This is a genomic window from Proteus sp. G4415 (genome assembly GCF_963896075.1).
GTDB lineage: Bacteria > Pseudomonadota > Gammaproteobacteria > Enterobacterales > Enterobacteriaceae > Proteus > Proteus mirabilis.
This window is the reverse complement of the sequence record NZ_CAWQOK010000065.1, coordinates 58,809-84,236: the sequence shown is the minus strand read 5'-3', so window position 1 is coordinate 84,236 and position 25,428 is coordinate 58,809. Positions and strand designations below refer to the sequence as shown.

37 protein-coding genes and 2 pseudogenes are annotated in these 25,428 nt (G+C 52.6%); 21 read left to right on the top strand and 18 right to left on the bottom strand.

Annotated elements, in window-relative coordinates; genetic code table 11:
• Positions 1–216 precede the first annotated feature (216 nt).
• The 15 genes and pseudogenes from AACU95_RS07725 to AACU95_RS07655 all read right to left on the bottom strand — a co-directional run bounded on the left by AACU95_RS07725 (position 217) and on the right by AACU95_RS07655 (position 9,190).
• Positions 217–867 (bottom strand): hypothetical protein, encoded by a 651-nt coding sequence (locus AACU95_RS07725; RefSeq protein ID WP_004248787.1) that lies wholly within the window; start codon positions 865–867, stop codon positions 217–219.
• A gap of 97 nt (positions 868–964) precedes the next feature.
• Complete coding sequence (locus AACU95_RS07720) at positions 965–1,357, bottom strand: Mor transcription activator family protein (RefSeq protein WP_060555628.1); 393 nt, start codon at positions 1,355–1,357, stop codon at positions 965–967.
• Entirely contained in the window at positions 1,354–1,779 is a 426-nt protein-coding gene (locus AACU95_RS07715) for a gp16 family protein (RefSeq protein ID WP_183129861.1), read from the bottom strand. The genes AACU95_RS07720 and AACU95_RS07715 overlap by 4 nt, the downstream gene beginning before the upstream one ends.
• Positions 1,772–1,987: a hypothetical protein gene (locus AACU95_RS07710; protein WP_060555626.1), complete on the bottom strand. Its 216-nt coding sequence runs from the start codon at positions 1,985–1,987 to the stop codon at positions 1,772–1,774. Before AACU95_RS07710 ends, AACU95_RS07715 begins: the two co-directional genes overlap by 8 nt.
• Positions 1,984–2,673: a DUF2786 domain-containing protein gene (locus tag AACU95_RS07705; protein ID WP_060555625.1), complete on the bottom strand. Its 690-nt coding sequence runs from the start codon at positions 2,671–2,673 to the stop codon at positions 1,984–1,986. Before AACU95_RS07705 ends, AACU95_RS07710 begins: the two co-directional genes overlap by 4 nt.
• Positions 2,674–2,872: 199 nt before the next feature.
• Positions 2,873–3,166 (bottom strand): annotated as a pseudogene (locus AACU95_RS07700) (hypothetical protein); the annotation flags it as partial.
• Between the two features lie 3 nt (positions 3,167–3,169).
• Positions 3,170–3,331 (bottom strand): hypothetical protein, encoded by a 162-nt coding sequence (locus AACU95_RS07695; RefSeq protein ID WP_157912366.1) that lies wholly within the window; start codon positions 3,329–3,331, stop codon positions 3,170–3,172.
• A gap of 46 nt (positions 3,332–3,377) precedes the next feature.
• On the bottom strand, positions 3,378–3,650 hold the full coding sequence (locus tag AACU95_RS07690) for a hypothetical protein (protein ID WP_060555624.1): 273 nt from the start codon (positions 3,648–3,650) through the stop codon (positions 3,378–3,380).
• Positions 3,651–3,933: 283 nt separating this feature from the next.
• Positions 3,934–4,455 carry a host-nuclease inhibitor Gam family protein gene (locus AACU95_RS07685; protein WP_060555623.1) on the bottom strand — a complete coding sequence of 174 codons (522 nt, stop codon included), beginning with the start codon at positions 4,453–4,455 and terminating at the stop codon, positions 3,934–3,936.
• A 45-nt stretch (positions 4,456–4,500) separates the two neighbouring features.
• Positions 4,501–4,770, bottom strand: a complete 270-nt coding sequence (locus AACU95_RS07680) for a hypothetical protein (RefSeq protein WP_060555622.1) — start codon at positions 4,768–4,770, stop codon at positions 4,501–4,503.
• 2 nt (positions 4,771–4,772) lie between these two features.
• A complete protein-coding gene (locus tag AACU95_RS07675; RefSeq protein WP_060555621.1) occupies positions 4,773–5,939 on the bottom strand; it encodes an ExeA family protein in 1,167 nt (388 codons plus the stop codon).
• A 10-nt stretch (positions 5,940–5,949) separates the two neighbouring features.
• On the bottom strand, positions 5,950–7,719 hold the full coding sequence (locus AACU95_RS07670; RefSeq protein WP_060555620.1) for an integrase catalytic domain-containing protein: 1,770 nt from the start codon (positions 7,717–7,719) through the stop codon (positions 5,950–5,952).
• A 3-nt stretch (positions 7,720–7,722) separates the two neighbouring features.
• The gene (locus AACU95_RS07665) at positions 7,723–8,631 is read right to left on the bottom strand and encodes a DUF3102 domain-containing protein (RefSeq protein WP_060555619.1); all 909 of its coding nucleotides are present in this window, start codon (positions 8,629–8,631) and stop codon (positions 7,723–7,725) included.
• Positions 8,632–8,641: 10 nt separating this feature from the next.
• Positions 8,642–8,950, bottom strand: a complete 309-nt coding sequence (locus AACU95_RS07660) for a helix-turn-helix domain-containing protein (RefSeq protein WP_004248772.1) — start codon at positions 8,948–8,950, stop codon at positions 8,642–8,644.
• Between the two features lie 51 nt (positions 8,951–9,001).
• Complete coding sequence (locus AACU95_RS07655) at positions 9,002–9,190, bottom strand: DNA-binding protein (RefSeq protein ID WP_004248771.1); 189 nt, start codon at positions 9,188–9,190, stop codon at positions 9,002–9,004.
• Between the two features lie 26 nt (positions 9,191–9,216).
• Between AACU95_RS07655 and AACU95_RS07650 the strand changes: the two genes are divergently transcribed.
• Positions 9,217–9,573, top strand: coding sequence for a hypothetical protein (locus tag AACU95_RS07650; RefSeq protein WP_237612035.1), 357 nt, complete (start codon positions 9,217–9,219; stop codon positions 9,571–9,573).
• Positions 9,574–9,580: 7 nt separating this feature from the next.
• Here the strand turns inward: AACU95_RS07650 and AACU95_RS17935 are convergent.
• Positions 9,581–9,790, bottom strand: a pseudogene (locus AACU95_RS17935) (Mor transcription activator family protein); the annotation flags it as partial.
• 93 nt (positions 9,791–9,883) lie between these two features.
• Between AACU95_RS17935 and AACU95_RS07645 the strand changes: the two are divergent.
• Positions 9,884–10,231: a helix-turn-helix domain-containing protein gene (locus tag AACU95_RS07645; protein WP_060555617.1), complete on the top strand. Its 348-nt coding sequence runs from the start codon at positions 9,884–9,886 to the stop codon at positions 10,229–10,231.
• Positions 10,232–10,366: 135 nt separating this feature from the next.
• On the opposite strand, the gene AACU95_RS07640 is transcribed toward AACU95_RS07645, so the two are convergent.
• On the bottom strand, positions 10,367–11,137 hold the full coding sequence (locus AACU95_RS07640) for a DNA adenine methylase (RefSeq protein ID WP_060555616.1): 771 nt from the start codon (positions 11,135–11,137) through the stop codon (positions 10,367–10,369).
• A gap of 250 nt (positions 11,138–11,387) precedes the next feature.
• On the opposite strand from AACU95_RS07640, the gene AACU95_RS07635 reads away from it, so the two are divergent.
• Positions 11,388–11,948, top strand: coding sequence for a DUF2441 domain-containing protein (locus AACU95_RS07635; protein WP_060555615.1), 561 nt, complete (start codon positions 11,388–11,390; stop codon positions 11,946–11,948).
• A 20-nt stretch (positions 11,949–11,968) separates the two neighbouring features.
• Here AACU95_RS07635 and AACU95_RS07630 read toward each other — a convergent pair whose 3' ends face one another.
• Positions 11,969–12,226: a hypothetical protein gene (locus AACU95_RS07630; RefSeq protein WP_060555614.1), complete on the bottom strand. Its 258-nt coding sequence runs from the start codon at positions 12,224–12,226 to the stop codon at positions 11,969–11,971.
• Between the two features lie 164 nt (positions 12,227–12,390).
• Between AACU95_RS07630 and AACU95_RS07625 the strand changes: the two genes are divergently transcribed.
• The 18 genes from AACU95_RS07625 to AACU95_RS07540 all read left to right on the top strand — a co-directional run bounded on the left by AACU95_RS07625 (position 12,391) and on the right by AACU95_RS07540 (position 25,378).
• The gene (locus AACU95_RS07625; protein WP_060555613.1) at positions 12,391–12,741 is read left to right on the top strand and encodes a putative holin; all 351 of its coding nucleotides are present in this window, start codon (positions 12,391–12,393) and stop codon (positions 12,739–12,741) included.
• Positions 12,742–12,743: 2 nt separating this feature from the next.
• Positions 12,744–13,466 carry a transglycosylase SLT domain-containing protein gene (locus AACU95_RS07620; RefSeq protein WP_060555612.1) on the top strand — a complete coding sequence of 241 codons (723 nt, stop codon included), beginning with the start codon at positions 12,744–12,746 and terminating at the stop codon, positions 13,464–13,466.
• The gene (locus tag AACU95_RS07615) at positions 13,456–14,109 is read left to right on the top strand and encodes a hypothetical protein (protein WP_060555611.1); all 654 of its coding nucleotides are present in this window, start codon (positions 13,456–13,458) and stop codon (positions 14,107–14,109) included. The genes AACU95_RS07620 and AACU95_RS07615 overlap by 11 nt, the downstream gene beginning before the upstream one ends.
• Positions 14,106–14,441 carry a hypothetical protein gene (locus tag AACU95_RS07610; RefSeq protein WP_004248754.1) on the top strand — a complete coding sequence of 112 codons (336 nt, stop codon included), beginning with the start codon at positions 14,106–14,108 and terminating at the stop codon, positions 14,439–14,441. The genes AACU95_RS07615 and AACU95_RS07610 overlap by 4 nt, the downstream gene beginning before the upstream one ends.
• Positions 14,434–14,745, top strand: a complete 312-nt coding sequence (locus tag AACU95_RS07605; protein ID WP_060555610.1) for a hypothetical protein — start codon at positions 14,434–14,436, stop codon at positions 14,743–14,745. The genes AACU95_RS07610 and AACU95_RS07605 overlap by 8 nt, the downstream gene beginning before the upstream one ends.
• Positions 14,745–15,290, top strand: a complete 546-nt coding sequence (locus AACU95_RS07600) for a DUF3486 family protein (RefSeq protein ID WP_060555609.1) — start codon at positions 14,745–14,747, stop codon at positions 15,288–15,290. Before AACU95_RS07605 ends, AACU95_RS07600 begins: the two co-directional genes overlap by 1 nt.
• A complete protein-coding gene (locus AACU95_RS07595) occupies positions 15,287–16,882 on the top strand; it encodes a hypothetical protein (protein ID WP_107033846.1) in 1,596 nt (531 codons plus the stop codon). Before AACU95_RS07600 ends, AACU95_RS07595 begins: the two co-directional genes overlap by 4 nt.
• Positions 16,882–18,381 carry a DUF935 domain-containing protein gene (locus AACU95_RS07590; RefSeq protein WP_060555608.1) on the top strand — a complete coding sequence of 500 codons (1,500 nt, stop codon included), beginning with the start codon at positions 16,882–16,884 and terminating at the stop codon, positions 18,379–18,381. The genes AACU95_RS07595 and AACU95_RS07590 overlap by 1 nt, the downstream gene beginning before the upstream one ends.
• Positions 18,362–19,183: a phage head morphogenesis protein gene (locus tag AACU95_RS07585; RefSeq protein ID WP_060555607.1), complete on the top strand. Its 822-nt coding sequence runs from the start codon at positions 18,362–18,364 to the stop codon at positions 19,181–19,183. Before AACU95_RS07590 ends, AACU95_RS07585 begins: the two co-directional genes overlap by 20 nt.
• Positions 19,184–19,185: 2 nt before the next feature.
• Entirely contained in the window at positions 19,186–19,644 is a 459-nt protein-coding gene (locus tag AACU95_RS07580; protein WP_060555606.1) for a phage virion morphogenesis protein, read from the top strand.
• 206 nt (positions 19,645–19,850) lie between these two features.
• Positions 19,851–20,948, top strand: coding sequence for a hypothetical protein (locus AACU95_RS07575; protein ID WP_060555605.1), 1,098 nt, complete (start codon positions 19,851–19,853; stop codon positions 20,946–20,948).
• A 14-nt stretch (positions 20,949–20,962) separates the two neighbouring features.
• Positions 20,963–21,916, top strand: coding sequence for a hypothetical protein (locus AACU95_RS07570; RefSeq protein ID WP_060555604.1), 954 nt, complete (start codon positions 20,963–20,965; stop codon positions 21,914–21,916).
• Positions 21,917–21,926: 10 nt separating this feature from the next.
• The gene (locus AACU95_RS07565; protein WP_060555603.1) at positions 21,927–22,283 is read left to right on the top strand and encodes a capsid cement protein; all 357 of its coding nucleotides are present in this window, start codon (positions 21,927–21,929) and stop codon (positions 22,281–22,283) included.
• Position 22,284: 1 nt separating this feature from the next.
• Positions 22,285–22,731, top strand: a complete 447-nt coding sequence (locus AACU95_RS07560; protein WP_060555602.1) for a gp436 family protein — start codon at positions 22,285–22,287, stop codon at positions 22,729–22,731.
• Positions 22,731–23,195 (top strand): Gp37 family protein, encoded by a 465-nt coding sequence (locus tag AACU95_RS07555; protein WP_161737216.1) that lies wholly within the window; start codon positions 22,731–22,733, stop codon positions 23,193–23,195. Before AACU95_RS07560 ends, AACU95_RS07555 begins: the two co-directional genes overlap by 1 nt.
• Complete coding sequence (locus AACU95_RS07550; protein WP_183129860.1) at positions 23,195–23,440, top strand: hypothetical protein; 246 nt, start codon at positions 23,195–23,197, stop codon at positions 23,438–23,440. The genes AACU95_RS07555 and AACU95_RS07550 overlap by 1 nt, the downstream gene beginning before the upstream one ends.
• On the top strand, positions 23,430–24,857 hold the full coding sequence (locus AACU95_RS07545) for a phage tail sheath subtilisin-like domain-containing protein (RefSeq protein WP_060555599.1): 1,428 nt from the start codon (positions 23,430–23,432) through the stop codon (positions 24,855–24,857). The genes AACU95_RS07550 and AACU95_RS07545 overlap by 11 nt, the downstream gene beginning before the upstream one ends.
• Positions 24,854–25,378 carry a phage major tail tube protein gene (locus AACU95_RS07540; protein WP_165973170.1) on the top strand — a complete coding sequence of 175 codons (525 nt, stop codon included), beginning with the start codon at positions 24,854–24,856 and terminating at the stop codon, positions 25,376–25,378. The genes AACU95_RS07545 and AACU95_RS07540 overlap by 4 nt, the downstream gene beginning before the upstream one ends.
• Positions 25,379–25,428 lie beyond the last annotated feature (50 nt).

Sequence of the window (25,428 nt, the reverse complement as noted above, 5' to 3'; positions counted from 1 at the left end):
CAAAAAACTGGCAGATTGATGGGTAAAATCATTGCTACCGATTCTACTTGTAGAGGAATTCTAATACATGCCAGACAAAAATAATAATTCAACAACTGACTTTTCTGAAGACTTAAAAGGGTGCGTCACCTTTGAGTCCGATAACTCTGCACAAACAAATGATTCATCTGAGCATCAATCGACTCATTCTGATGATGACGCACCTCCGTCACGGGATTAATCTGTTTCATCACTTCGTGAATTGATGATGCGGTTTCTGGTTCGTCTTATCCTTATCATGGCAATCTGATCGGCTGGAATATAGGTTGCCATCACTCCCCAGTTTTTATTTGCAACTTCTTTTTTGAGCCACTTATCATTTCCCGGTTTTTTTTCATGGGTGACGTACATCAACACATCCTTTTCAGCCCCCAGGACAAATGCCCCTCCCGGCTGCCCCTCAAAGTGTCCGGGATGTTCAGAAAGAAGAACAGTACCGTCTTTAAGATACACATACCCTTCACTGATATAATATCCATGTTGATCAAACATACGTTGCCAGGCTGAATGCGTATTATCAGACCATGAAATATCTTTATCCCGAAGAAATTTGTACATCCATTTGCGCCCATATCTGCGCCAGAACACGCCACAGATAAAAGCACACAGAAGTGCGGGTGGCGTTGCCAGCCACGCATTCAGACCAGACCACATCACAGCCTGATAAACCATCATTGATAACAGACCGAAAATCAGCGAGGAAAATGTCACCTCTATAGGTTTGTGATGCTCTTTCAGACCTACGTTTGCAATAAAATAGCCGATATAGCCACTGGTCAGCGTCACGAGTGTTGCCCATGGCAAATTGAGTAACGATGCGTCAAACATGTCATTCCTCCGATGTTTTTATTCTGCTTTTAGAATAAAAAAAACACAGTGGGGTATCCACTGTGTCATATATTCTTTAAAGCACATTAATGTGTATTTATACGTTATTATCTGGCGGTGTTTCGTCCTGATCATTTTCAAACAGCTTACCCTGCATCCGATCTAGCTCTTCTTTTCTGACGCGTTTTACCACACTGTAAATCCACTGCAGTGAGACACCAAATTTACGGGCCAGTTCGTGATGGTTACGCCCGTTGAACTCATTAAATATCTCCCTGTCCCGCTGGCTTACCCGCCAGACCATACCCATCGGAAAATACACATTTTGTCCGCCCCAGACCTGCATCATACGATTGGCAACAGCCTGACCTATCTGGTCAGCCACTGCCGGGTCTATATCGATAATTTCCCGAAGGGTTTCAGCAGTGTGCTGGGCTAGTTCAACCAGCAGTTCCGGCCCTTTACTGCGAAACTGGTTCAGGTCGCTCATGGCTTCCTCCCCGTGGCTCTGTGCTGCCACTTCTTCAGTTTTTCAATAACGTGGCTTGCCTGCTCGTTGCTGAGCCAGCGTAACGCACTGACGCCAGTTTCCCGTTTTACCCACCGGGCCAGCGCCTGTTCAGAACGGTTACGCACGATACCCGCATCAGCCATTTCAAGCCATAACGCACGGATTTTCCTGGATTGCGGATGGTCATCCAGCGGTAAACGGGATTGAGCTTTCTTCGCCGGACTGATACGAAATCCTTTCTTTTTCATTGCATCAAGGACTTTATTCAGGTCAGAAGTATCCATGTTCTTTGTAGAGGCTTTTCCTGTTAGTCCCTGTAACATCTGGCGATAAGTATCCTCATCCAGTTGAAGTTTATTTTTAGCGATGTGAATAAGTTGAATAAGACGTGATTTATCCATCATTATTCTCCTTCTGATATTGGGTACCGATATAACTGACATAAAGAGGCAGTAACAGAGGCCAACACAGAAACATCACTATCCAGCTGAGACAATATCCGATACGACGGTAACGCGAGAAAAAACCAGAATACCGGTGTAATTCAGCAGTACACCAACCCGCAACAAAATATAAAGCCAGAGAAGATAAAACAGATTCTGTTATCATCGCGCCCCCCTCAGTCTGGGCTGCTCCTGCCCGTTAACAGGGCGGTGCAGTCTGACATTTTTACCCGCCTGATACCCCAGAGAGCCGGACAGGTTAGCATCCCGTGCATTTCCGGCTTCCCGTCCCTGAGTGGTACTGCGGGAAGGGTATTTATGTTCAATCCAGCGTTCAGCAAGTTCCCGCTCCTCATCTGACATCGCAAATAACCGGATTTCGCTGTGGACGGCTAACACCCAGCCTTCCGCGAACTGGTCGCCACGGCTGGTTTTCGTCGTGTTTTTAATCCGCTTATTTTGCTGACGAATATAATGTTTACGGGCAGCCGTTAACTGTCTGGCCAGTACCTCCCATGTATAGGACGCAAGACTGACCCGCTCTTTATTACCGTAAAATCCTATTCTGGGTTTTATCCCGGGATGAAGTATGGATTTCACACCAAATGCGGTCTGTATAACGGATAACAGCCCCAGCATGTAACGGGGAGGATGGATACTGCCGGTCGCCCAGTAATCACTGAGACTTTCATCAATATCACTGAGTGCAATATCCTCCTGAGTAATGTGATAAGCCTGCATCAGTTTTTGTGCCCGCTGTAATGCCACTGCGGCTTCGTGCGGGTTATCTGATTTGGCCAGCGCCAGTAATTTTTTTAATTTCTCCAGTATTTTTTCATTTTGCTGAGTCATCACAGCCTCCGTGAACATCAAGCAGGGGCATAGCACAAAGAATAAAACGCGCCATATCCGCAATTTCTTCGTCCGTGGCACCGATGAAGGCGCTGTTTGGTACAGCACCACACCAGTCTTCCAGCAGTTCACGGGAAGGCAATTTTTGCGCTAATGCTGTTAATTGTGGCGGGTAAAAGACGGCTGGTGCCTTTTCAGTTTCAGGGGTGTAAGTCACCCCCAATCGTTCGGCCAGTCTCGCCAGCTTTTTCTGCTTCTGAAAGTCAATGAGTTTTCCCATACCGTTGAGACGGCATTGTTCAGTCATTATTTCCACATCAGCCAGCTCACCGGCCAAATCCACCTCACTGCCTGCCCCGTTCATATTACGGGCTGCCGCTGCGGCCAGTTCAGCGGCTTCTTCTGTCAGTTTCAGTAACTGCGCTTCCGGGCCGAAGGTTTTCAGTGCTGTGCGGTAAAGTGTTGAGCGGTTATATAAATTTATCTCTTTCATCATTTAACTCCCGTAAATGACAAAAACCGATAAAAAACCAAAAGTCAGTCCGGCACCAATGGCTACCGACAAAAGAAAATACCCCATTAATGAACTGATAATATCCAGGATTTTCCGGGTTTCTTTTATTGTCATAAACCAGAGTTTTGTCATCAGTACTTTCATTTTTCACCTTTCCGTAATTCATTGAGTGATTATGCAGGCGCACGGTTTAGTGTTTCCGGGCGACAGTAATTCTGAGGTGGCCGTCCGCCGTTGTTTCCATCCGGTATGGCACTTCATGCAGTACCGTATGGATAAGTGTTTTTTCCAGTACCTCAATGGCGGCTGCTTTGCCGTTTGTTGCCACAACCGCCTGTGCAGCCATACTGATTAATGCCTCCAGTACGTGCTGAACATCGGTGAGGTTTCTGCATCCGCACTCATTGACATAGTCTTCGATAATTTCACGGGTACGTTTTTTGGCTTCCAGAGGTGTAATCATTGTTTTTCCTCGCAAGGGATAAATTCCATAACCGGGACTTCCGCGTAGTAATGCTGGCTGCAATACGGGCAAACCAGCGTGATGAGTACTGTCGGAACGTGGTATTTCCCGGTAGTGATAACGTTGGCCTCACGCAGTTTCAGTGAGGTGATACTTTGCTGACAATGACGACATTTAACGGACATAATAAATAACCTTCTGGCTGTTTTCGGCGTGCAGAAACCCACGGCACTGACGCCGAAATAAAAAGAAAAGAGTAAGTTAAATAACGATATTTACTGAATTACTGGACATCCTGTTCAAAAGGAATAATGGAAAAATCCTCAATATCACTTTTTATGGTAATGCCGGGGATATTTTTCACGGCTTCTTTTTCATTCAGGATGGCGTCTTTATTTATTTCCTCTTTTACCCGGATAAAACGCTGCAGACCCAGGCGTTTCAGGAAATCCATAACGGCATCAGCGCCACGGATATTCACTGACGGAGGACGGTTACGCCATTGCACTTCCCCGGTGGTTAAGTTGGCAAACTTGACTTTACCTCCGTTGGTCAGTTCATCCCGGTGTGCTTCACACCATGTCTGTATACCGCTTTGTAACTCCTTCATACGGGCCTTCAGCTCTTCAATTGACGGCGACATACCGGCAGTAATTTCCCCGATAGCGTCATTCATTTTCGCCTCTGTTCTGATTAACTCCCGCTGTAAATCACCGAGTTGTTTGATTGCGGCGATGACTTCATCTTTTGTCTGTGCCGTCCACACAGCCGCACTGGCTTTAATTCGCTTTGCATTTCTTGCCATGTTAATGACCTCATGTGTTGTTTAATAAAAAACGGATACAACGCCTCAGAGCAATAATTCTGACCAGATGACCCGGCAGCCATGTAATTCAAAAACACCCTGACGAAAGCTGCCGGAACGCCCATGTCCGATATGGACGTAAGAGGCTTTACCCTGTGCCAGCAGGCGGTTGCAGAGACTGCTGCGGGCAATACGGATTAGCGGTTTACTGCCTGCAATCATGACGCTCTGCACTGTGGCATTCATGGCGTTAAGTGCCGTAATAGCATTGCTGACGTTATTCATCTGCTGGTTAATTGCTGTTATGTTTTTCATGATTAAACCCCTTTCACCACATCCGCAGTGACCTGCGGAATACCAATTTCAGCGGCCAGATTCATGGCTGCAATAACCAGATTACTGACGGCCAGCGGATACAGCAGACTGACCCTGTTTTTACGGTTGCTGCCCGGATTACTCAGGCGGGCACGGATGGCATCCACCGCACTGGCATCCATAATGTCCGTCAGTTGCTTGCCTGCCCGTTGCAGTTTGAACGTCAGAAACTCTTCAAGGTTGTTGTCCAGCGGCAGCAGTTCAACCACTTCACAACGCTGTACGACTTCCCTGACTTCCATATTGCGTTCGGACAGTTTGGTGGCGAGTTCTGGTTGCCCAACCAGCACAATCGACAGCAGCTTTTTAAAACCGGACTCCAGCTCAAAAAAACGTTTGAGGTGCTTCAGTGTCGGAATGGGCAGGCTGTGGGCCTCCTCAATCACCAGAACGTGACTGAAACCAGCCTGACAACTGTCTTTCAGAACACGGTGCAACTGGCGGAAACGGGCATCCTGACTGCGTTTGATGTTCTCAAGCGGCGCAATCGTACTGATGATGGCTTCTGCTATCGCCGCCGCTTTTAAGGTCTTTCCCTTCACGTCGTTGTCTTCCATCGCAATGATATAAGGTTCAATGACAATGACCGGTGCATTCTCGCGGTTGATGCGTTCAATCAGGTCACGGCGCAGCGTGGATTTCCCCGCACCGGACTCACCGATAACCGCCATAAAACCACCGTGGCGGGCTGTCTGGTAGAGTGCTTCCCGGACATAACGGATATCGGGTGTGGTGAACACATCCTCAGCGCCCTGCATGGCTTCGTCAGCAAACGGGTCACGGAAAAGGCCAAACGCTTTTTTGGTTGCTGGAAATAACACCTGTTTTTTTAGTAACATATTCTCTTCCTCGCTGAGGATTGCTTTATCAGTAGTACCCGCTGTATAGGGCGTGGTCGCGCCCTGTACAGCATCAAAACTCTTTGCTGTATCAATTCCCTGACTTTCCAGCCAGGATGCAAGACGCTGGCGCACTTCTCCGGGACAGGTACGGGGCCACACGTTATGATTCACAATCTGGGCCAGCGTGGCCTCGGAAACATCGACCGCTCTCGCCGCCACCGCCTGCGGGATGCGGGCCTCCTTCAGTTGTTGCTTCAGTACCAGCATGTATTCCTCCTCAGTTGCCGTTAACGATGCTGATAACGCTGTTGTGGGCGGTCGTGGTCATAACGGCCATCACTTCATCCAGTTCGGCTTCCGGTACGCCGTCCGGGTACTGTGCCGTTAACCGGCGGTAATGTTCCGGTGTCCAGGCATGACCGGCAGCACTGAATTTCCCGCGCAGGATTTTTGCGGCCTCCACATGGGTTAAAGGACGCTGTTCAATACGCGGTCCGCGCACGTCTGAAGCCTGACCGCGTTTCGGCATATAGGCCGGAAGCGGGGTGTCATCGATATGTTTGTACGGGTCAAGTCGCCCGCCGAAGGGCAGCGCCTTCGCTTTGCGTGCAGCAGCTGCATCGGTGGCGTTATCGGTACCGGTGACCAGCTCTTCGATTTCTTTTGCCGCTTTCTGCGCCGGGGTTTCCGGCAGGGCTTTGTGGCTTCCGCCAAATACCGCCGCATTTTCAGCAAATCCGAATTCGTTCTTTCTGACTTCATCGACCAGGAAAAAGGTTTCGTGACCGTCTTCTCCGGTCAGTACTACCTGTGCCACATCAGTGCGCCACGGGTTGCGGGTAATCATCAGTTTTTCGCCGACCAGTACACCCGGCACCGTTGAAACATCAAACTCAGTGCCCCGGAAGGAGACACGAAGTTTTGGCGTGACCTTGCGAAGTTCAGGTGCAGCCACAGCCAGCTCACGGCATACCTCAACGGAAGGTGCTTTTTTCAGCTGGTCAGCAGTAATTTTCAGCCAGATATCCGTGCGGGTTTTACCGTGGCGGCTGTGAACAGCCGTGGCGTTAAAATGGCTGCGCCATTTCACGGCCAGCGCGTTGAGTTCTTCCAGACTGTGAACAGGCTGAAATTTCAACCCCGGCTCCAGCTTGCGCTCAATAATGTCACGCGCCTTTTCCACCTGTCCGGTGGCGCGGGCGTTATGTGGCTTATGTGCTGTCAGCTCGATACCCAGAGAACGGCACAGGTTCTTCGTCATACCTGCGGTGTTCGCCGAGCCGGGGTCAAGGTAGAGTATTTTTGGCACGCCGTGCAGCACGTCTGCACCACCGCGCTCCTGCATGGCATTGATTAGCACAGAACACAGATTTTCACCGGATTCCGCCCCCATCACGTACTCGACGTAAATCCAGCCACTGGCATGGTCGGTAATCTCGTAACTCCAGACACGGTCACTGGCGATACGGGCAAGGTTGGCGGGCTTGTTCTTGTAGAACTTCGCGCTGTCCATCACCTGCAGCCCTTTATGGCCGTTGCTCAGGTAGTAAAGCGTACAAAGAGAAGCATCTATTTCCCATACGTGATTGGGGTGCAGACTGGCGACTTCGGTATGCGGCGCAGGGGCATCCAGTTGTTCCGGGTGCAGTCCATAGTTACGCAGGGCGCGGCTGATAGTATCCCCGGACAGCGGGAAAAACTCGCCTGTCGTCTCATCCGTTCTGCCTGCGGTGATAAAGCCGTTAGCCCGCAGGGTTTCAACCGCATCTGCAATGGAATACAGGCGCTTACCGTTCTTACGGGTGGCCTCACGCAGCGTGGCAGATATCAGGGCGGCTTCATCACGGCTCAGGGTACTGTGCCCTGCATCGGCGCGTTTTTTGCGTTTATCAGTCACAGAGACCTCCTTCAGTTTACGCAACAGAGTGGCGCGGGACATACCCAGTTCAGCGCAGGCGGCGTCGTATATTGCACCGCGCTTACCATGCCCCGCGTCACGTGCCGCGCGGGCAACAGAAACCAGCCGTTCAGTCAGGGCAGCACTCATCACTTATTCCTCCCGCCCGTTAATTTCAGGTATCGGGTCTGTCAGCCAGGAGGGGGCAACGTTGCCAGTCGGTTCGTCCGGCAGGTCAAATGTGGAGCGCAGGCTACGCGCGGTGCTTTCCAGTTGACAGACCAGACCCGCCATGAAGTCTCTGGGTGTATCAATCATGTTTTCAGCACAATATGCGCACAGGGTCTCAAAGGCACCGGATAATTGAACAGCGATAGCAGATTCCGCCTCTACCGCTAATGCCGTCACTTCTGCGCGTAGCTTCTTCACTTCTTCGTCAGGCTTGGGCGGCTGGATGCGGGATTTCTTCTCCAGTCTGGTGGAAAGCGAGTCGATTTTTTCGTTTTTGTCAGCGAGTACGCGTTGTTGTGCAGCGTTGGTTTCGCGGGCTTCGCGCAGAGCCTGCCGTAATTCACGGACAGACATGCGATCAACATCATCAAGTGTCAGGCCTGCGACAGTGCCTCCATCCGCTAATTCAGATAGTTCTTCATCATCTTCAGCTACTAGTTCAAACAATTTAGCTTTTCCCAAAAGCGACAACGTTGTCGCTTTTGGTTCAAGTTTCGGAGAAAGATATTTCAATGATGCTTTCATCATTCTTTGTGCAGCCCGAACATGTAACCCCAATTGTTCTTCTACAATTGCAACAAATTCTCCGTGAGGTTCATTTTCTTTCAGAATAATCAGTCTTTTACCTGCTTCCAGCATGGCTTCAGCACTCTGGGCCATATAAAAGCGGGCTTCGTGAACAATGCGATCACGTTCATATGGCAGGCCGTCACCAAACTGCTGCATGATTTCGAGGCGGTGTTCAGTCATGGCATTCAGGCTGACATTCATATCGCCGGGCAACGCTACATCTGTTTCCAGTTCAACATGTTGTGATTTTGTTCGTCCCATTATTTACTCCTTAATAACGGCTACCTGAAATAACACGCTGGTTAATTTCATTAATACGATCCTGTGCCCGTGCCATTTCGTTACTGTGCGCCATGGCAATCTGTATCAATTGAATACCGGGAGCAAAACGTCCGTTATCCAGTTTCAGGGCCAGCCCTTCTTCAATAAGGGTATTCAGTGCTCTGTTAATGTTGGCCGGTGATTCATTAAGTGCCGATGCCAGTTCCCCGTTTGAAATACCGTTTAATGCATGTCCACGTAATGCTTTCAATACCCGCAGAATTCGGGAGCCAGAACTGGAGACATTGGGTTTACTCATGTCATATCTCCTTTTTTGCAATATGTGATAACCTGTTACATAATCAGAAAATTACGCCGCATTTGCGGCAGGTTTTAAACCGAGTTTTACGGCAATTTCATGAGCTTTGCCGTAACGTGCTTTGGTCTGGCCGTTGAGAACACGGTAAACCTCATTGCGGGAATAACCATTTTCTTCTGCCCACTGGGTAAAAGTGATCCCGCGTTGACGGAAGCGATTTTTAATCTGTTCTGGAGTCATGACAAAAATCTCCATGGTGTAATTCAATGAATAATTTAAGAAATATATTGGCTACGCTGAGTGATCAGGCTGAATATCAGGATGGACTGAATTGCCTGATTGGTTTTCTTCTGACACAACTTCAGACAGTTGAGCGTCAGCAGTTACTGAATGCCCTTCACGCAGAGATAAAAACGCAATGTGAGGCTGATACTGGTTCGCCTGCGTTGTGGCCTTTTTTACAGCTTGAAGCACAACTTCTAGCAGGTCAGGGAGACCCAATTGCGTCACCGGGATTACCTGATGAACTTGTACGTCGTTTTCCCCGTCTTTCCGGGGCGCCAGAAACACCTGTTTTATCTGTTGTTTCTGATGCTGCTGAACAGCCCAGTAAACAGCATTAATGTTTGTGCTGAACTGTTTGGCCAGTGCCGCAAAGTTGTCACCGGTAAATGCGTTCCCGATCGCTTCGACGGATTGGGGAGGTAGCCATACCCTGAAGGGTAAATAAACCGATGTAGCGCCATATTCGTGGCAGAGCTGACTGGCAATATCTTCACCAGCCAGTTCAGCCAGACGGGTAATAAACGGCACATCGTGTTTTGAAGGATTTGCAAGCATGATTGTCTCCTTTGTTGATGCAATGATGTTTGCCTTATATATGGTATATTATTATCCCAAAATTGGGATATGTAAATAGATAAATGGACAAATATGTCACTTGGATCACGATTAAGAGAAGAACGAAACCGCCTGGGATTTAGTCAATCTGAGTTTGCCGAATTGGTAGGGGCATCCTATAAAAGCCAATTACGGTGGGAAAAAGACGAATCATCCCCTGGGGCTGATGCTCTAGCTATTTGGGCTACTTTAGGACTTGATGTGCTTTACGTTGTTACGGGACAGAGAGGAACTTTGATTTCCAGCGTTATCCCAAAAATGTCCCCAGACAAGCAAAAACTAATGGACGCATTTGATGAAATGACACCGGAGCAACAACGCTCATTTCTTGAGGTTGGGCGATTCTATACACAGCCCAAACCGGGTAAATGTGCCGGATAAGTTCTTACAGAATAGGACTTCCGGGGCAAAGGCAAGGTGGTTGATTTCATTACTTTCCGGACACAAAAACTCAATGAAGGTAATCATGAGCACGATGAATAAGGATACTGGGGCGACCCGATATCGCCCCGATACCTAGAAATTGCAAATAATCAACTCCTTCTTGCGGGCTGCTTTTCCGGTGACCTTCAGGTTGTAGCTGATATCAACCACCTGAATCGTCAGCCCCTGAAACGCCTGCCGCATTTCTGGTATATCGTTTACCGAAATAATCATCCTGCCTTTGATACTCCGTGCCAGCTCAGCTATATGGACATAGTTTCCGATCGGAAAATCCACACCATAACCTTCCGTTCCCCAGTAAGGCGGGTCACAGTAAAACAGCGTGTGTGGCCGATCATAGCGTTCAATACACTGACGCCAGTCCAGATGTTCAATGATCGTTCTGGATAACCTCAGATGCGCCAGAGAAAGCTCTTCTTCAATACGCAGCAGGTTAAAACGTGGCGGGCTGGTGGTGGACGTTCCGAAGCTGTGCTCTGCGACTTTGCCACCAAAAGCCTGCTTCTGAAGATAATAAAACCGTGCCGCCCGCTGAATATCCGTGAGTATTTCTTCCGGGGTGTTCTGCAGCCATTTATACATCTGGCGGCTGACCAGTGCCCATTTGAACTGGCGGATAAATTCTTCCAGATGGTGTTTCACCACCCGGTAAAGGTTAATCAGCTCACCGTTAATATCATTAATAATCTCTGTTTTACTGGGCGTTTTTAAAAAATAAAGTGCAGCAGCTCCACAGAAGGGTTCCACATAACAGGTATGGGACGGGAATAACGGTAAAATATGTTTCGCCAGACGACGTTTCCCCCCTATCCAGGGGACGATGGGTAAAGTGCGTTCTTTCATTATCCGTAAGCCTTTTACAATAATTAAAAAATATGGCAGGCTAATCAGGTCTCGCGGGACTGACTGAACCCTGGTCGGCTCACAGGCAATCTCTGTGGGTTGATGGCCAGTCCGGTGTTCGCGCACCGGGCTGGTCGTTCTTTCATTGTCAGGATGCATTTTGGGAGTATTCGGCGGCTATTAATGCAGTTTACTGGATAGCAGCATAAGAACACGTCATTTAGCTGATTTGATAAGGATATGCCTTACGTTGGAAAAGTATTACACGCTAGATTCTGCAAATAGTCTGTTTCCATTTCATGTAATAACACTGCGTCACCATACCCCAAAACAGCCAGAATTGGCCGGTTTCCTTAATCAAATATATCCCGAGGGGTTGTCGAAGCATGGCTATAACTACCTCTATAATCCTGCTCTTTTCGATGATAACCATCAAAGAGATAAAGCCTTTTTGATTGGGCTGATATTTGAACTGGTTCGGCGTAGCGACTTCCCTGAGAAACCATCCCGATATCAATCGCTGTTTGCCTGTCGGGAAATCAGTGAGGTTAAACAATTCAGGGAATTGCTGGCCCGCGAACGTGGTGATGATGGAATACGGATAGCGCCGATATATGAAGTCAGGAACGAAAAACCGGTTCACCTTGGTGATATGAGACTGCTTGACAGTAATGGCCCAATTCTGGATATATATCGCCAGGCGTATCTGTACTGGTCAGGTGAAAGTCTTGCATATACAAATGGTGAAGAGCCATTCTGGGAGATATTGATCCCACTTCCGGCAAAAACAGGCCGACGGGTAAGTGAATGAACAAAATGGCAGTCAGATAGCTAGTAAGGCGATCTGCTTTTTGGATTAGCACTAATCGTCAATTTTATCTGTCCGATAAGTATTCCGTTCAGCTCATCTTCCAGGATTGGACTAAGCATACTATCTATCTGTTCAAGTGCGGAGCGTATCTCTCTTATCGATTCCTCAAGGTTGTCAGCATTGACGCTGAGGGTGTAAATTTTTTCTGCGGTGTCATATTCATCGCAGGTAATCCCCATCAGACAGAGTGAACTGTGTTTAGTAGTTGCTGAAGTCATACATTTACCCTTCAGAGAAATATCTGTAATTGTTGGCCGGTCAGGCGCTGGTGTTCTTTCAAAGTAATCATGTGTTTTGCGCCGTCGTATCACTATTAACGCTGTTTAAAATCCCTTTCCCTGGCCACCTGTGATGCTGTCTCCACGACTCAAGGAGATTGCTCATGAAATACCTCAAATCGTTTTTTTCTTCGGTTAAAAAACCTCGTTTAGGTGGCTGGTTACTGATGGCTGTTCTGTTGCTTGGCATTATCGGCATGGTTTCCCCGCAACAGCTACCGGTGGTGATTTATAAACTGTCACTGATCACCTTAGCTGCCGTACTGGGTTACTGGCTTGACCGTTCGCTGTTCCCCAAAGCCCGCCCCGGTCAGTATCTGTTACACGATAAAACACTGATGGCAGAAGGCCGCTATCCTGTCCAGACCGGACGCCATCTGGTGTTCGCTGCCGCATTAATCCGCCGTGCGCTGATTGTCGCTGCAGTCTGTCTGGCCGTCGCGACAGGGCTGTAACCATGAACTGGCCTCAGATTACATTCATCTTTCTGATTGCTTTTTGTCTGGGCGCAACCGCCATTAAACATGGTGAACCACGCAACGATAAATACAGTTTCTGGTGGAAGCTTATGGACAATCTGCTTATTGCGTGGTTGCTCTGGTGCGGCGTTTTTTTCAGTCAGGCCGCAGCAGCACAGCCCCCGCAGGCTGCCCTGCAGTATCGCGACGAGGTGATCCGTCATGCCCGGCTTGAATGGGGAATGAGTGCACCGGTGGCTGATTTTGCCGCACAACTGCATCAGGAAAGTGGCTGGCGTCCCGGTGCCGTATCACCGGCGGGTGCTCAGGGTATGGCGCAGTTCATGCCTGCCACCGCCGACTGGATAAGCCACACCGTTCCTGAACTGCGCTCACGTGAGCCGTTTAATCCGTCCTGGGCTGTCCGGGCACTGGTCAGTTATGACCACTGGCTGTGGCAGCGTGTCAGTGCGGCTGATAACTGCGAACGTATGGCCATGACGCTGTCGGGCTATAACGGTGGTCTGGGCTGGGTACAACGGGACAAACGGCTGGCTTCACAGCAGGGGCTGGACAGCCTGCGCTGGTTTGGTCATGTCGCCACCGTCAATGCCGGACGCAGCACCGCCAATTGGCGCGAGAACCGTCACTATCCGCAGCGTATTTTACGGGAACTGGCACCGCGTTACCGCTCCTGGGGAGGCGGTAGCTGTGTGGATTAAGCTGATAAAAAAACTGCCGTGGCGCGAATTGTTGCTGTTCCTGATTATCAGCGGATTTCTCGCCGGGGTGTATCACATGGGATACACCACCGGTCACGATGCCGCCGCGCGTGATGGAGTGGTAGCCGTTAATAAACTGCAGTCTGAATTTAATCAGTACCGAAGAGTACAGGCAGAGCGGGAGAACGCCGCGCTCAAAGCCTGGGCCGCCCGCTATCAGGCTCAGGTCGCCGCCGGGCAGCAGGCCGGGGCGGATTACCTTGAGCAGATAGCTCAGCTTAAGACACAGAACCAACAATTACAGGGGAAGATTAACGATGTTACCCAACGCTGGATGGATGAAAAAGGCAAAAGCCATCCCATTAAGTGTGTGTTTACTCGCGGTTTCGTGCGCCGGTACAACGCCGCGCTCGGATATGACAACGCATCCGCCGACACCGGTCGTTCAGACTCCGGTGCCGCCGCTGGTACCGGCACTGGCACAACGTCCTGGTCAGCTGAAGCCGCTGACTCCCGGCTACGCGACTCAGGTGTCACACAGCAGGACATCCTTGCCAACCTTATCGACAACGCAACACAGTGCCGAATCTGGCGAACCCAGATAAATGCCCTGCTGGATGAACGGGAAGGATTACAACAATGACATTACAGATTGAATTCTGGACGGTGGTGGGTTTTCTCATCACCTTCATGAGCTTTGTCGGCGGCATGGCCAAGTGGTTGTTCAGTAAGGCTGAGGAACGTCAGGCCGCCCGTTTCGCCTCACTGGAACAGGCATTACACCAGTCCGCCTCTGAATGGGGAGCGCTGGAAAAAGAGTTCATGCGTTTCAGGGCGGATTTACCGCTGAATTACGTCCGCCGGGAAGATTATATCCGGGGACAGACGGTCATCGAGGCCAAACTGGACGCGCTTTATAACAAACTGGAAGTGGTACAGCAGTACCGGAATACCGGAGGTCAGAGTCATGGTTGATATTACCCGGGTGCGCCGCGAATCCCTGCGCTGGAGTCTGTTGGTGGCACTGAATAAAACCCGCCCTTATACCGCCAGTGAGACCCTGTTACTGGATGTGGCCAGAGCTATTTATCCGGATACCACCGCACTGGAATTACGCCGTGAGCTGGATTATCTGTCTGACCGTAAGATGGTTGATCTGGAGAAGAAACCCTCCGGTGACTGGTTTGCGGATCTGACCCGTCTCGGCGTGGATATTGTGGAGTATACCGTGGAGTGTGGTCCCGGTATTGCCCGCCCGCAGAAATACTGGAGTGAATAATGGCCAGACGCAGCTCAATAGAAAAACTGCCGGAAGACGTGCGCCGCTGGCTTGAGCGGGCGCTGACTGAATCCGGCTTCAGCGGATATAACGAGCTGGAATCCCTGCTGCGTGAACGGGGTTATGTCATCAGCAAATCCGCTATCCATCGCTATGGACAGAAGATTGAGCGCCGCTATGGCGCTATCCGTGCGGCAACAGAAGCGGCACGCATGCTGACCGAAGGTGCGGCAGATGATCAGGATGCACGTTCGGAGGCGGTTATTGCTCTGATTCAGACCGAACTGTTCGAGAGCATTGTTCAGCTGCAGGAGGCGGAAGAAGGTGAAATTGATCCCAAAGAGCGCGTGGAGTTGCTGTCGAAGGTGGCGAAGAATGTGGCCACTCTGTCCCGCGCCTCTGTCAACCTGAAAAAGTTTCAGACCGAAGTCCGCACCAGAGCACAGCAGGCCGCCCGCAACGCCGAGAAAATTGCCCGCAAAGGTGGCCTTTCAGCCGATGCAGTGCTGGCGTTGCGCCGTGAAATCTTGGGGATTGCCTCATGAAAAAATCATCCGGAGTGATTTTGAACGCCGCTGGCGGCGGCCCCGGAGGGGTGAGTCCCACGGATGGGACGAATAACCTGACTCCTGTTTTACCCGATACCTCGGCGCTGGATATTCCCGTCGTTCTGATGCCCTACCAGCAGCGCTGGGTGGCAGACACGTCTCCGCTTAAGGTGATGGAGAAGAGCCGCCGAACTGGTATCACCTGGGCTGAGGCATCCGATAACGTACTGACCGCCGCGTCCTCCGTCACCGCAGGCGGGATGAATGTCTATTACATCGCCTATAACCAGGACATGACCATTGAGTATATTCAGGCGTGTGCGATGTGGGCACGGGCATTCAACTATGCCGCAGGCGAAATCGAAGAGGGGTTCTGGGAAGAGGACGAAGACGACAAACACATCAAAACCTACACCATCAGATTCCCGGATTCCGGCTTCCGCGTGGTGGCTCTCTCCAGCCGTCCGTCTAACCTGCGTGGCCGTCAGGGGATCATCGTTATCGATGAGGCCGCGTTCCATGAGCAACTGGACGAGCTGCTGAAGGCGGCGCTGGCGATGCTTATCTGGGGCGGTAAAGTGCGCGTTATCTCCACGCATAACGGTGATGATAATCCGTTCAATACCCTGATTGGTGACATCCGCGCCGGGCGTCAGGGAGGCTGTATTCACCGCATTACGTTCAGAGATGCGGTGGCGGAAGGACTGTTCCGTCGTGTCTGCCTGCGTACCGGGCAGGAATGGTCACAGGCGTCTGAACAGGCGTGGATGGCATCGGTGTACAAATTCTACGGTGCCGGTGCATCCGAGGAGCTTGACTGTGTTCCTGCCAACGGCGGCGGTGCCTGGTTGTCCCGTGCCCTGATTGAGTCCCGGATGTCGGCTGGTACGCCGGTGTTGCGCCTGACCTGTCCGGAAGGCTACGAACTGAAGCCCGACGACGAACGTTTCCGCGAGACGCAGGACTGGCTGGATGAACACCTCAAACCACAGCTGGAAAAGCTGCCAGCTGATGCCCGTTCTTTCCTTGGGCGTGACTTTGGCCGCAGTGGTGACCTGTCAGTGGATTATCCCCTGTTACAGGAAAAAAACCTGATACGACGGGTGCCGTTCGTGCTGGAGCTGCGTAACGTGCCGTTCAAACAACAGGAGCAAATCACCTGGTATCTGATGGATGGGCTGCCCGGTTTACTGGGTGCCGCATTTGACGCCCGGGGTAACGGTGCGTATCTGGCGGAATACGCCATGCAGCGCTACGGTGCCAGCCGGGTAAAACAGGTGATGCCAACCGAAGGCTGGTACCGTGAGCATATGCCGCCGGTCAAAGCCGCTCTGGAAGACGGCAACCTCGTGGATTTACCAAAAGATGAGGATACGCTGGACGACCTGCGGGCGGTTCAGGTCGTCAACGGTGTTCCGCGCGTGCCGGAACTACGGTCAAAATCCAAAACAGACGGCGGCAAACGTCATGGTGATGCTGCCATTGCACTGGCGCTGGCGTATTTTGCCAGCCGTGAAATTAACAAAGGGCCGGTGAAGGCAACGTCCCGTCGGCGGCGTCAGGCGGCCCGGCTGCTGGAGGGATTCTGATGGCCAGAGGACTCTGGATTTCGCCCACTGAATTTGTCTCGTTTGCCGAACCGGCAAAAACACTGACCGCACAGATTGCCTCCCGCAGTCGTGCCATCGACTTCTTCGGACTGGGCATGTACCTGCCTAACCCTGACCCCATTCTGAAATCACAGGGCCGGGATATTCGTATTTATCGTGAGTTGCGTACCGACCCGCTGGTCGGTGGTTGTATCCGCAGGCGTAAGGCTGCGGTTAAATCGCTGGAGCGCGGACTTGAGCGCGGTCATGCTCCTGCCCGTGTGTTCAGCTTCATCCGGGATATGCTTGACGACCTGGATTTGTCCCGCATTATCGGTGAGATGACGGATGCCGTTCTCTACGGCTATCAGCCCTGTGAGGTTATGTGGGGACGCTCCGTCCGCGCCTGGCACATCACCGATATCGTGGGCAAACCACCGGAATGGTTCCTGTTCGACAACGACAACCGGCTGCGTTTCCGGGCGAAAGATGCCGGGACGGAGGGGGAAGACGTTCCCCTGAACAAGTTCGTCGTTCCGCGTCAGGATGCCACTTATGATAACCCGTATGGCTTCCCTGACCTGTCAATGTGCTTCTGGCCGGTGACTTTCAAAAAAGGCGGTATGAAATTCTGGGTGCGATTTGCCGAGAAATACGGTTCACCGTGGGTGATTGGCAAGCATCCGCGTAATACCGCACAGAGTGAAATTGACCTGTTGCTGGACTCCATGGAAACCATGGTGGAAGACGCGGTAGCCGCCATCCCTGATGATTCCTCCATTGAAATCAAGGAAGCCGCAGGCAAGGCCGATAGCAGCGATATTTATCAGAACCTGATAACGCTTGCCCGCAGTGAAATATCCATCGCGCTGCTGGGGCAGAATCAGACCACCGAGGCCAACAGTAACCGTGCCTCCGCGCAGGCCGGACTGGAGGTCACCGATGATATCCGCGATGCGGATGCGGATATCGTGGAAAGTGCGGTGAATCAGGCCATCAGGATGGCGGTCTCGATGAACTTCGGTGATGTCGCCTGTCCCGTCTGGAAAATGTGGGAACAGGGAACGGTCGATGATACCCAGGCGACCCGGGATGAGAAACTCACCCGTGCCGGTGTGGTTTTCACCCCGCAATACTTCAAACGTGAATACCAGCTGCAGGACGGCGATATTGATGAGACACCATCGTCTGAGCGACAGAAGAACGCCATGTCGTCGCTGTCGTTCGCCGAGGCGATTGATGCCGATATTCAGGCACAGCAGCAGCTTGACGAGGCGCTGGATATTCTGATGAACGGCGGCGCATTAAATGGCACGCTGGAACCTGTTTTAGCGCCGCTGTTCAGGCGGGTTGAAGATGGTGTGGCACCGTCCGAACTACTGGGTGAACTGGCCGAATTGTACCCGCAAATGAACGCAGAAGACCTTCAGGAGCGGCTGGCACGGATACTGTTTGTGGCAACACTCTGGGGGCGTCTGCATGAGCGTGACCACGGCTGAACTGGCGTACTGTATGACCCTGCCCCCGAAGCGGGCTGTCAGTTACCTCAAGTCCAAAGGGTATAGCTTCACGTGGGACTGGGAGGAGATGTGGCAGGAGGCGCATGCCCGCGCCTTTACTGTCGCCAAAGTGACCCGTCTGGATATTCTGGAAGATATCCGTCGGGCCTTACAGCAGGCGCTGGATGACGGAAAAACAGGCCGCTGGTTCCGGCAGGCGCTGGAGCCGGAGCTGCAGCGTAAGGGATGGTGGGGGCCGCGTGACACCACTGACCCGGTGACTGGCGAGCCTGTCACCATTATGCAGGGTAGCCCGTGGCGGCTCGACACCATCTTTCGTACCAATATGTCGGTGCTTTACAGCGCCGGTCGCTGGGCGGAACAGATGGAGAACGTTAATGACAGACCGTACTGGATGTATACCGGCATCAGTGACCGCCGTACCCGCAGGAGCCATCTGGCACTGCATGGTCTGGTGCTGCGTTATGATGATCCGTTCTGGCAGGCATTCTATCCGCCGAACGGCTGGCGTTGCCGTTGTGGCGTGATTGCCCTGAGTGCAGCGGATGTGCGTGCCCGAGGCCTGAAGGTGACAAATTCAGGTGCTGCTATGGGGTGGGAACTGAAGCTGGTCTCAGCGAAAACCGGTGAGATGCAGAACGTCGCCACCTTCCGTACCGGTACCACGAAAGTGGCCACCGACGTCGGCTGGTCTTATGCGCCGGGTGCGGCTTACCGGCCCGACCTTGCCCGTTATCAGGGGGCGCTTCAGCCACTGGCACAACAGGAACTGAGAGGATAACGATGGCTTACGGCAATCTGGTTAATATCACCATTAACGATCAATCCCTGCGTCAGGCACTGAACGCGCTGGGATCTGCCGCAATAGACATGACACCGGCGATGCGCAAAATCGCCGGAACGCTGCTGACAGAAACACAGTTAAACTTTCTCGGCGAAGGGCGTCCGGGATGGCTGCCGTCGCTGGCCGCCACGGAACGTGACGGACAGACACTTCAGGACACCGGGCGTCTGATGGGTTCAGTCTCAACCGACCATGACGACCGGCAGGCGGCTGTCGGCACGAACGTTGTTTACGGTGCCATTCACCAGTTCGGTGGAAAAACGGGACGTCATGAGTCCGTTGAGTTTCCTGCCCGCCCGTATTTACCATTGACCGGCGACAATGAACTGCAACCGGAGGCGGAAAAAGCCGTACTGGATACGATTGTGCGGTATCTTGAAGCAGTGGCCCGTCGCTGAGGTTTATCTCTGAAGGCGGGGATTTTATCATTGCAGGGTTATCAGGGGCTGTATTATCTTTATAAAGGCTTTACAGCCCCTGTTTTCCCCTCAGCCTACCACTGGTTCTCAATCCGGTGTTATCCCGTTTTTTCTAAAGCAGATTAAAAGCGTTTCCCGTCCTTTTTTCTCAGACTGTCCCCGGTAACGTAACGCAGGACAGCAACATGCCAGCTATTCATATTTTCAAAGCCGGAACGCATACCGATATGCACGGCACAAAACTGCCGTTCACGCAACGCGATCTTGCCGCCTGCGTGAACGCCTATGACCCGTCCGTCCATGAAGCACCCCTCGTGATTGGTCACCCCAGAACAGACGACCCAGCATGGGGCTGGGTGAAATCCCTGTCACTGAACGGCGGTGATCTGTTAGCCGAACCCGCTCAGCTTGATCCACAGTTTGCGGAACTGGTGGATAACGGACGTTTCAAAAAAGTGTCTGCCTCATTTTATCTTCCGGACTCCTCAAGCAATCCCAAACCGGGCACGCTTTACCTGCGTCATGTCGGTTTTCTGGGAGCACAGCCGCCCTCTGTTAAGGGGCTGAAGCCGGTTTCATTCAGTGAACAGGAAGACGGCGTCGTGGAGTTTGCCGATTGGGCAGATACCACGAATGCCTCCTTATGGGGGCGTCTGCGGGATTTCCTGATTGCCCGTTTCGGGCTGGATGAGACGGAAAAAGTGCTTCCTGCCTGGCAGGTAGACGCCCTGCGTGAAGAGGCTTACCGCGACACCGGGAAGCCGGAACCGGAATTCAGTGAACAATCCCTCCCTCCTCAACAAGAGAGCAATACAATGACTGAAGAAGAAATCAAAGCACTTCAGGCGGAAAACGCCCGTCTGAAAGCAGAAGCCTCCGCCCGGGCCGAGCAGGATGCGAAAGCAAAGCAGGACAAACTGCACGCCGATAATGTGGCCTTTGCCGAAAAACTGGTGGGGGATGGCCGACTGGCTCCCAAGGCTAAATCCGTTGTGGTGGCCATTCTGGATGCTGTCTCTGCAGGTGATACACCGGTGGAGTTTGCGGAAGGTGAACTCCGCACCCCGCTGGCCACGGCGTTTAAGACGTTGCTGGACAGCACTGAGCCGGTACTGAATTTCAGTGAGCACGCGACCAAAGACCGTGTGGACACGGATATCAGCACAACGTCAGCGGAGTTCGCGGAAGCTGACCCGGAACGTCTGGCACTGCATGAGAAAGCGCTGGCTCTGTCGAAAAAAGAAGGCATCAGCTACGACGCTGCTGTCGCCCGCTGCCTGTGATTTAAGGAGAGAACATGTCTGATTATTTAAAAGGTAAGCGCGTCGTTGACCCGGTGCTGACCAACATTGCCCGTGGTTATAAAAATGCCGCGTTCATCGGCGAGCACATTTTCCCCGTCGTCCATACCGATAAGGAAGGTGTGACCGTGCCAACCTTTGGTAAATCCGCCTTTGTGGAATACGACACCGAGCGTGCCGTGGGGGCTGACAGTAACGTTCTGGTGCGCGAGAAAACCGGCAAACTGGATCTGGTTCTCAACGAGCACGATCTGGCCGCACCGGTGGACTACCGCGAGCAGGCCGAGTCGATGTTCAACGAAGAGGCCAAAGCTATCCGTCGTGTGACGAACGGTGTCAACCTGAAGCGCGAACTGTATGCCGCCCGTCTGGCACAGGACAAAACCGTCTATAAAACGACAAATGTGAAAGCCTTGAAGGCTGACGAACGCTGGGCCGGAGGCAAAGGTGACCCGATCGGGGTTATTGAAGCCGGGATTGAGGCAGTGCGTAACACCACCGGTTTGCGCCCGAACCTGATGACCATGGGAGCCAGTGTGATGGCGCTGCTGAAATTCCATCCGGCGATTCAGGCGGCGATTGGTGCCAACGAGCGCAAGCGTATCACCCTCGACATTCTGAAAGACCTTTTCCAGGTGGACGAAGTGGTGATCGGCGAACCGGTCTCCATGGCTTCCATGAAAGAGGCGCAGGACAAAGACAAACTCCCTGCTGACATCTGGGGCGACAATCTGATGCTGCATTACATCAGTAAACCGCAGGCGGGTGCAGACAGTGCGGATGAAAACGAACCGTCATTCGGGTACACCCTGCGCCGTAAAGGGATGCCGGTGGCGGACAAATACGACAGCATTGGCGGTAAGGTGAAATACTGCCGTTATACCGATATCTACAAAGTCGCCGTGGTCGGCGGCGATGCCGGATATCTCATCACCAACATCGTGAAATAAGGAGACCGCCATGGGGACAACTCAGCAGGTCATTCTGACCACTACCGTGACAGCCGGTGCCGCACTGACGCAACAACGGTTTGTCGGTGTCGATAATGCCCCCTGTCAGGCCGGAGCTGTCGCGCTCGGTGTGGCAGCGGTGGATGCCGCTGCCGGTGATGTCACGCCGGTCAGCGTACTGGGTATTATGGCCGTCGAAGCCGGCGCGGCCATAAACCGGGGACAGGCAGTGCAGTCCGATGCCAATGCTTGTGCCATTCCTCAGACCGCCGCGACCGGAGACACCGCCGCGGGCATCTCAGCCGGGATTGCACTGGATGACGCCACCGCCGCCGGTGAGGTGATCCGTATCCTGCGCGGGGTGTGACATGTACTGCACCCCGGCGGATTTACCTGAACAGATACCGGAGCGGACACTCATCCAGCTGACCAATGAAGAGGTGGATTTCAGTGTCCCGGCTGCGGTGAACACCACCGTGGTGGACAGCTGTATCCGTTATGCCGATGAGCTTATCGATGCGTATCTTCGCGGTCGCTATACCCTGCCGCTGGCAGAAGTCCCGACGGTGCTGCGGGACATTGCCATTACGCTGGTGCGTTACCGGCTCTACGCCCGCCGCCCAGAAGGGGCTGTCCCGGACACGGTGAAAGACGACCATAAAGAAGCCCGGCGACAGTTGGAGGCTATCCGTGACGGAAAACTGACTCTGGGGTTGCAGACCACACAAAAAGATGTGCCGGAGTCCGGTGAAATCCGTACCCGGGCACGTCGTCCGACCTTTGGCGGTCAGGATGGCTTACTGGAGAAATACTGATGAACGTTCTGCCGGTGATTGATGCGGTGGTGGCACGCCTGAAGGAAAAACTTCCGGGGCTGTCGGTGGAGTATTTTCCGGAAAAACCGGCGGAATACCGGTTGAATCATCCGGTCGGGGCGCTGCTGGTGAGTTATGCCGGGTCGCGCTTCGATAAGCCGGATGATATCGGTGCGGTGATCCAGCCTCAGACACTCCAGCTGTGTGTGACGGTGGTTTTCCGGCAGCTGAACGGGAAACGGGGTGCCATTGATGTGCTGGATATTCTCCGCCGCATTCTGGGCGGGTATACCCCGCCTCACTGCCGCCGCCGCATCTGGCTGACCCGGGAGGTCTTTATCGGGGAGGTGAACGGGCTGTGGCAGTACGCCCTCGATTTTACCACCGAAAGCGTTTTTGTTGAAGACAGCGATTTACCCTCCGGGCCGCTGTTAACCATCGTTGATTATGAGGAAAGCAAGTGATGAAAGCATACCGCTATACCGGCCCGGCCAGTGGCGTCACGCTGGCGGACGGAACTGAAATTCTGCTCTGGCCGGGGAAAACACATCTTTTGCCTGAGCAACATGACTATGTGAAGGTACTGGTGGCGCTCGGGCATCTGATACCGGTACAGGAAGAGACACTGACCGCCGGAGCCTCCTCCGTGTCGTTACCGAAACGCCGCAATGACAGTGAGATGAAAAAGGAGGACACGCATGGCCGCTAATTATCTGCATGGTGTTGAGACCCTTGAGGTGGAAAAAGGGGCGCGCCCGGTCAGCATGGTCAAGTCTGCGGTGATTGGGCTGGTGGGGACGGCACCCACGGGCAACGTTAACACGCTGGTGCAGTGCCTGTCTGAAAAAGACGCTGCCGCCTTTGGTTCACCGTTTACCGGTTTTACCATTCCGCAGGCGCTGGATGCGATTTACGACCATGGTGCAGGCACTGTTCTGGTTATCAATGTCCTTGACCCGGCAGTACATAACACCACGGTGGCAGACGAAAAAGTGACTTTTGACAAAGCGACCGGGAAAGCCGGGCTGGCTCATCCGATTGTGTCCCAGCTGGTGCTGACGTCGGAGGATGGTGCTCAGTCCTATACCGACGGTCAGGATTACGCACTGGATGCGCAAAGCGGAACAATCACGAACCTCGGGAAAGGCATCGCTGCGGGAGCCACGGTGAAAGCCGGGTACCGTTATGCTGACCCGACCAAAGTCACTGCAGCGGATATCATTGGTGCGGTCAATGCCGCCGGTAACCGTACCGGCATGAAGCTGCTCAGTGACAGTTTTAACCTGTTCGGCTATTTCGCCAAAATCCTGATTGCCCCGGTATTCTGCACCCAGAACAGCGTGGCGGTTGAGCTTACCGCCATGGCAGAGAAACTGGGGGCTGTTACCTACATCGACGCACCGGTGGGCACCACCTTTGCACAGGCGCTGGCAGGACGCGGGCCGGAAGGCACCATCAACTTTAATACCAGCTCTGACCGTGTCCGTCTGTGTTATCCGCATGTCAGAGTCTATGACGCGGCTACCAACAGTGAGCGTCTGGAGCCGCTGAGCCAGCGGGCGGCGGGATTACGGGCGAAAGTCGATCTGGAAAAAGGCTACTGGTGGTCATCCTCCAATCAGGAGATCCTCGGTATCACCGGCGTGGAACGCCAGCTGTCCGCCATGATTGATGACCCGCAGAGCGAGGTGAACCTGCTCAATGAACAGGGTATCACGACCGTTTTCAGCAGCTACGGCAGCGGTCTGCGCCTGTGGGGCAACCGGACGGCAGCCTGGCCGACGGTCCCCCATATGCGCAACTTTGAGAATGTGCGCCGTACCGGAGACATGATTAATGAATCCATCCGTTACTTCAGCCAGCAGTATATCGACCAGCCCATTACCCAGGCGCTGATTGATGCACTGACCGAGTCGGTCAATGCGTTCGGACGCAAGCTGATTGGTGACGGTGCGCTGCTAGGGTTCAGCTGCTGGTTTGATCCTGCCCGTAACGAAGAGACCGAACTGGCTGCCGGGCATCTTCTGCTGAGTTACAAATACACGCCACCGCCGCCGCTGGAGAGACTGACGTTTGAGACTGAAATCACGTCGGAATACCTGTTAACCCTGAAAGGAAACAGCTGATGCCAAAGATTGAGATTAACCGCATTACCAATGCCAATATTTACCTGGACGGCGCGAACCTGTTGGGCCGGGCTGAAGAGGTCAAACTGCCGGACGTCTCCATGACCATGCAGGAGCATAAAGCGCTGGGCATGGTGGGCAAAGTGGAACTCCCGGCAGGGTTTGACAAAATGGAAGGTGAGATAAAATGGAACAGCTTTTACCGTGATGCCATGCTGTCCGCCGCCAATCCGTATAAATCGCTGTCACTGCAGTGTCGCTCCAGTGTACAGCGTTACAGTTCTCAGGGACTGATTGATGAAATCCCGCTGGTGACGTTCCTGACCGTCATGTTCAAGAAGAATCCGCTGGGCACATTCAAACAGCATGAGAATGCCGAGTTCTCCAGTAGCTTCACCTGCACGTACATCAAACAGGTGCTGGATGGTGAGGAGCTGCTGGAGCTGGATTACCTGGCCAACATCTTCCGCGTCGGCGGTGTCGATCAACTAACCGATTATCGTATTAATATTGGTGGATAATTCACAGCAGGGAGCCTTACCGCTCCCTTTTTTCATCTGCTTTAATATCT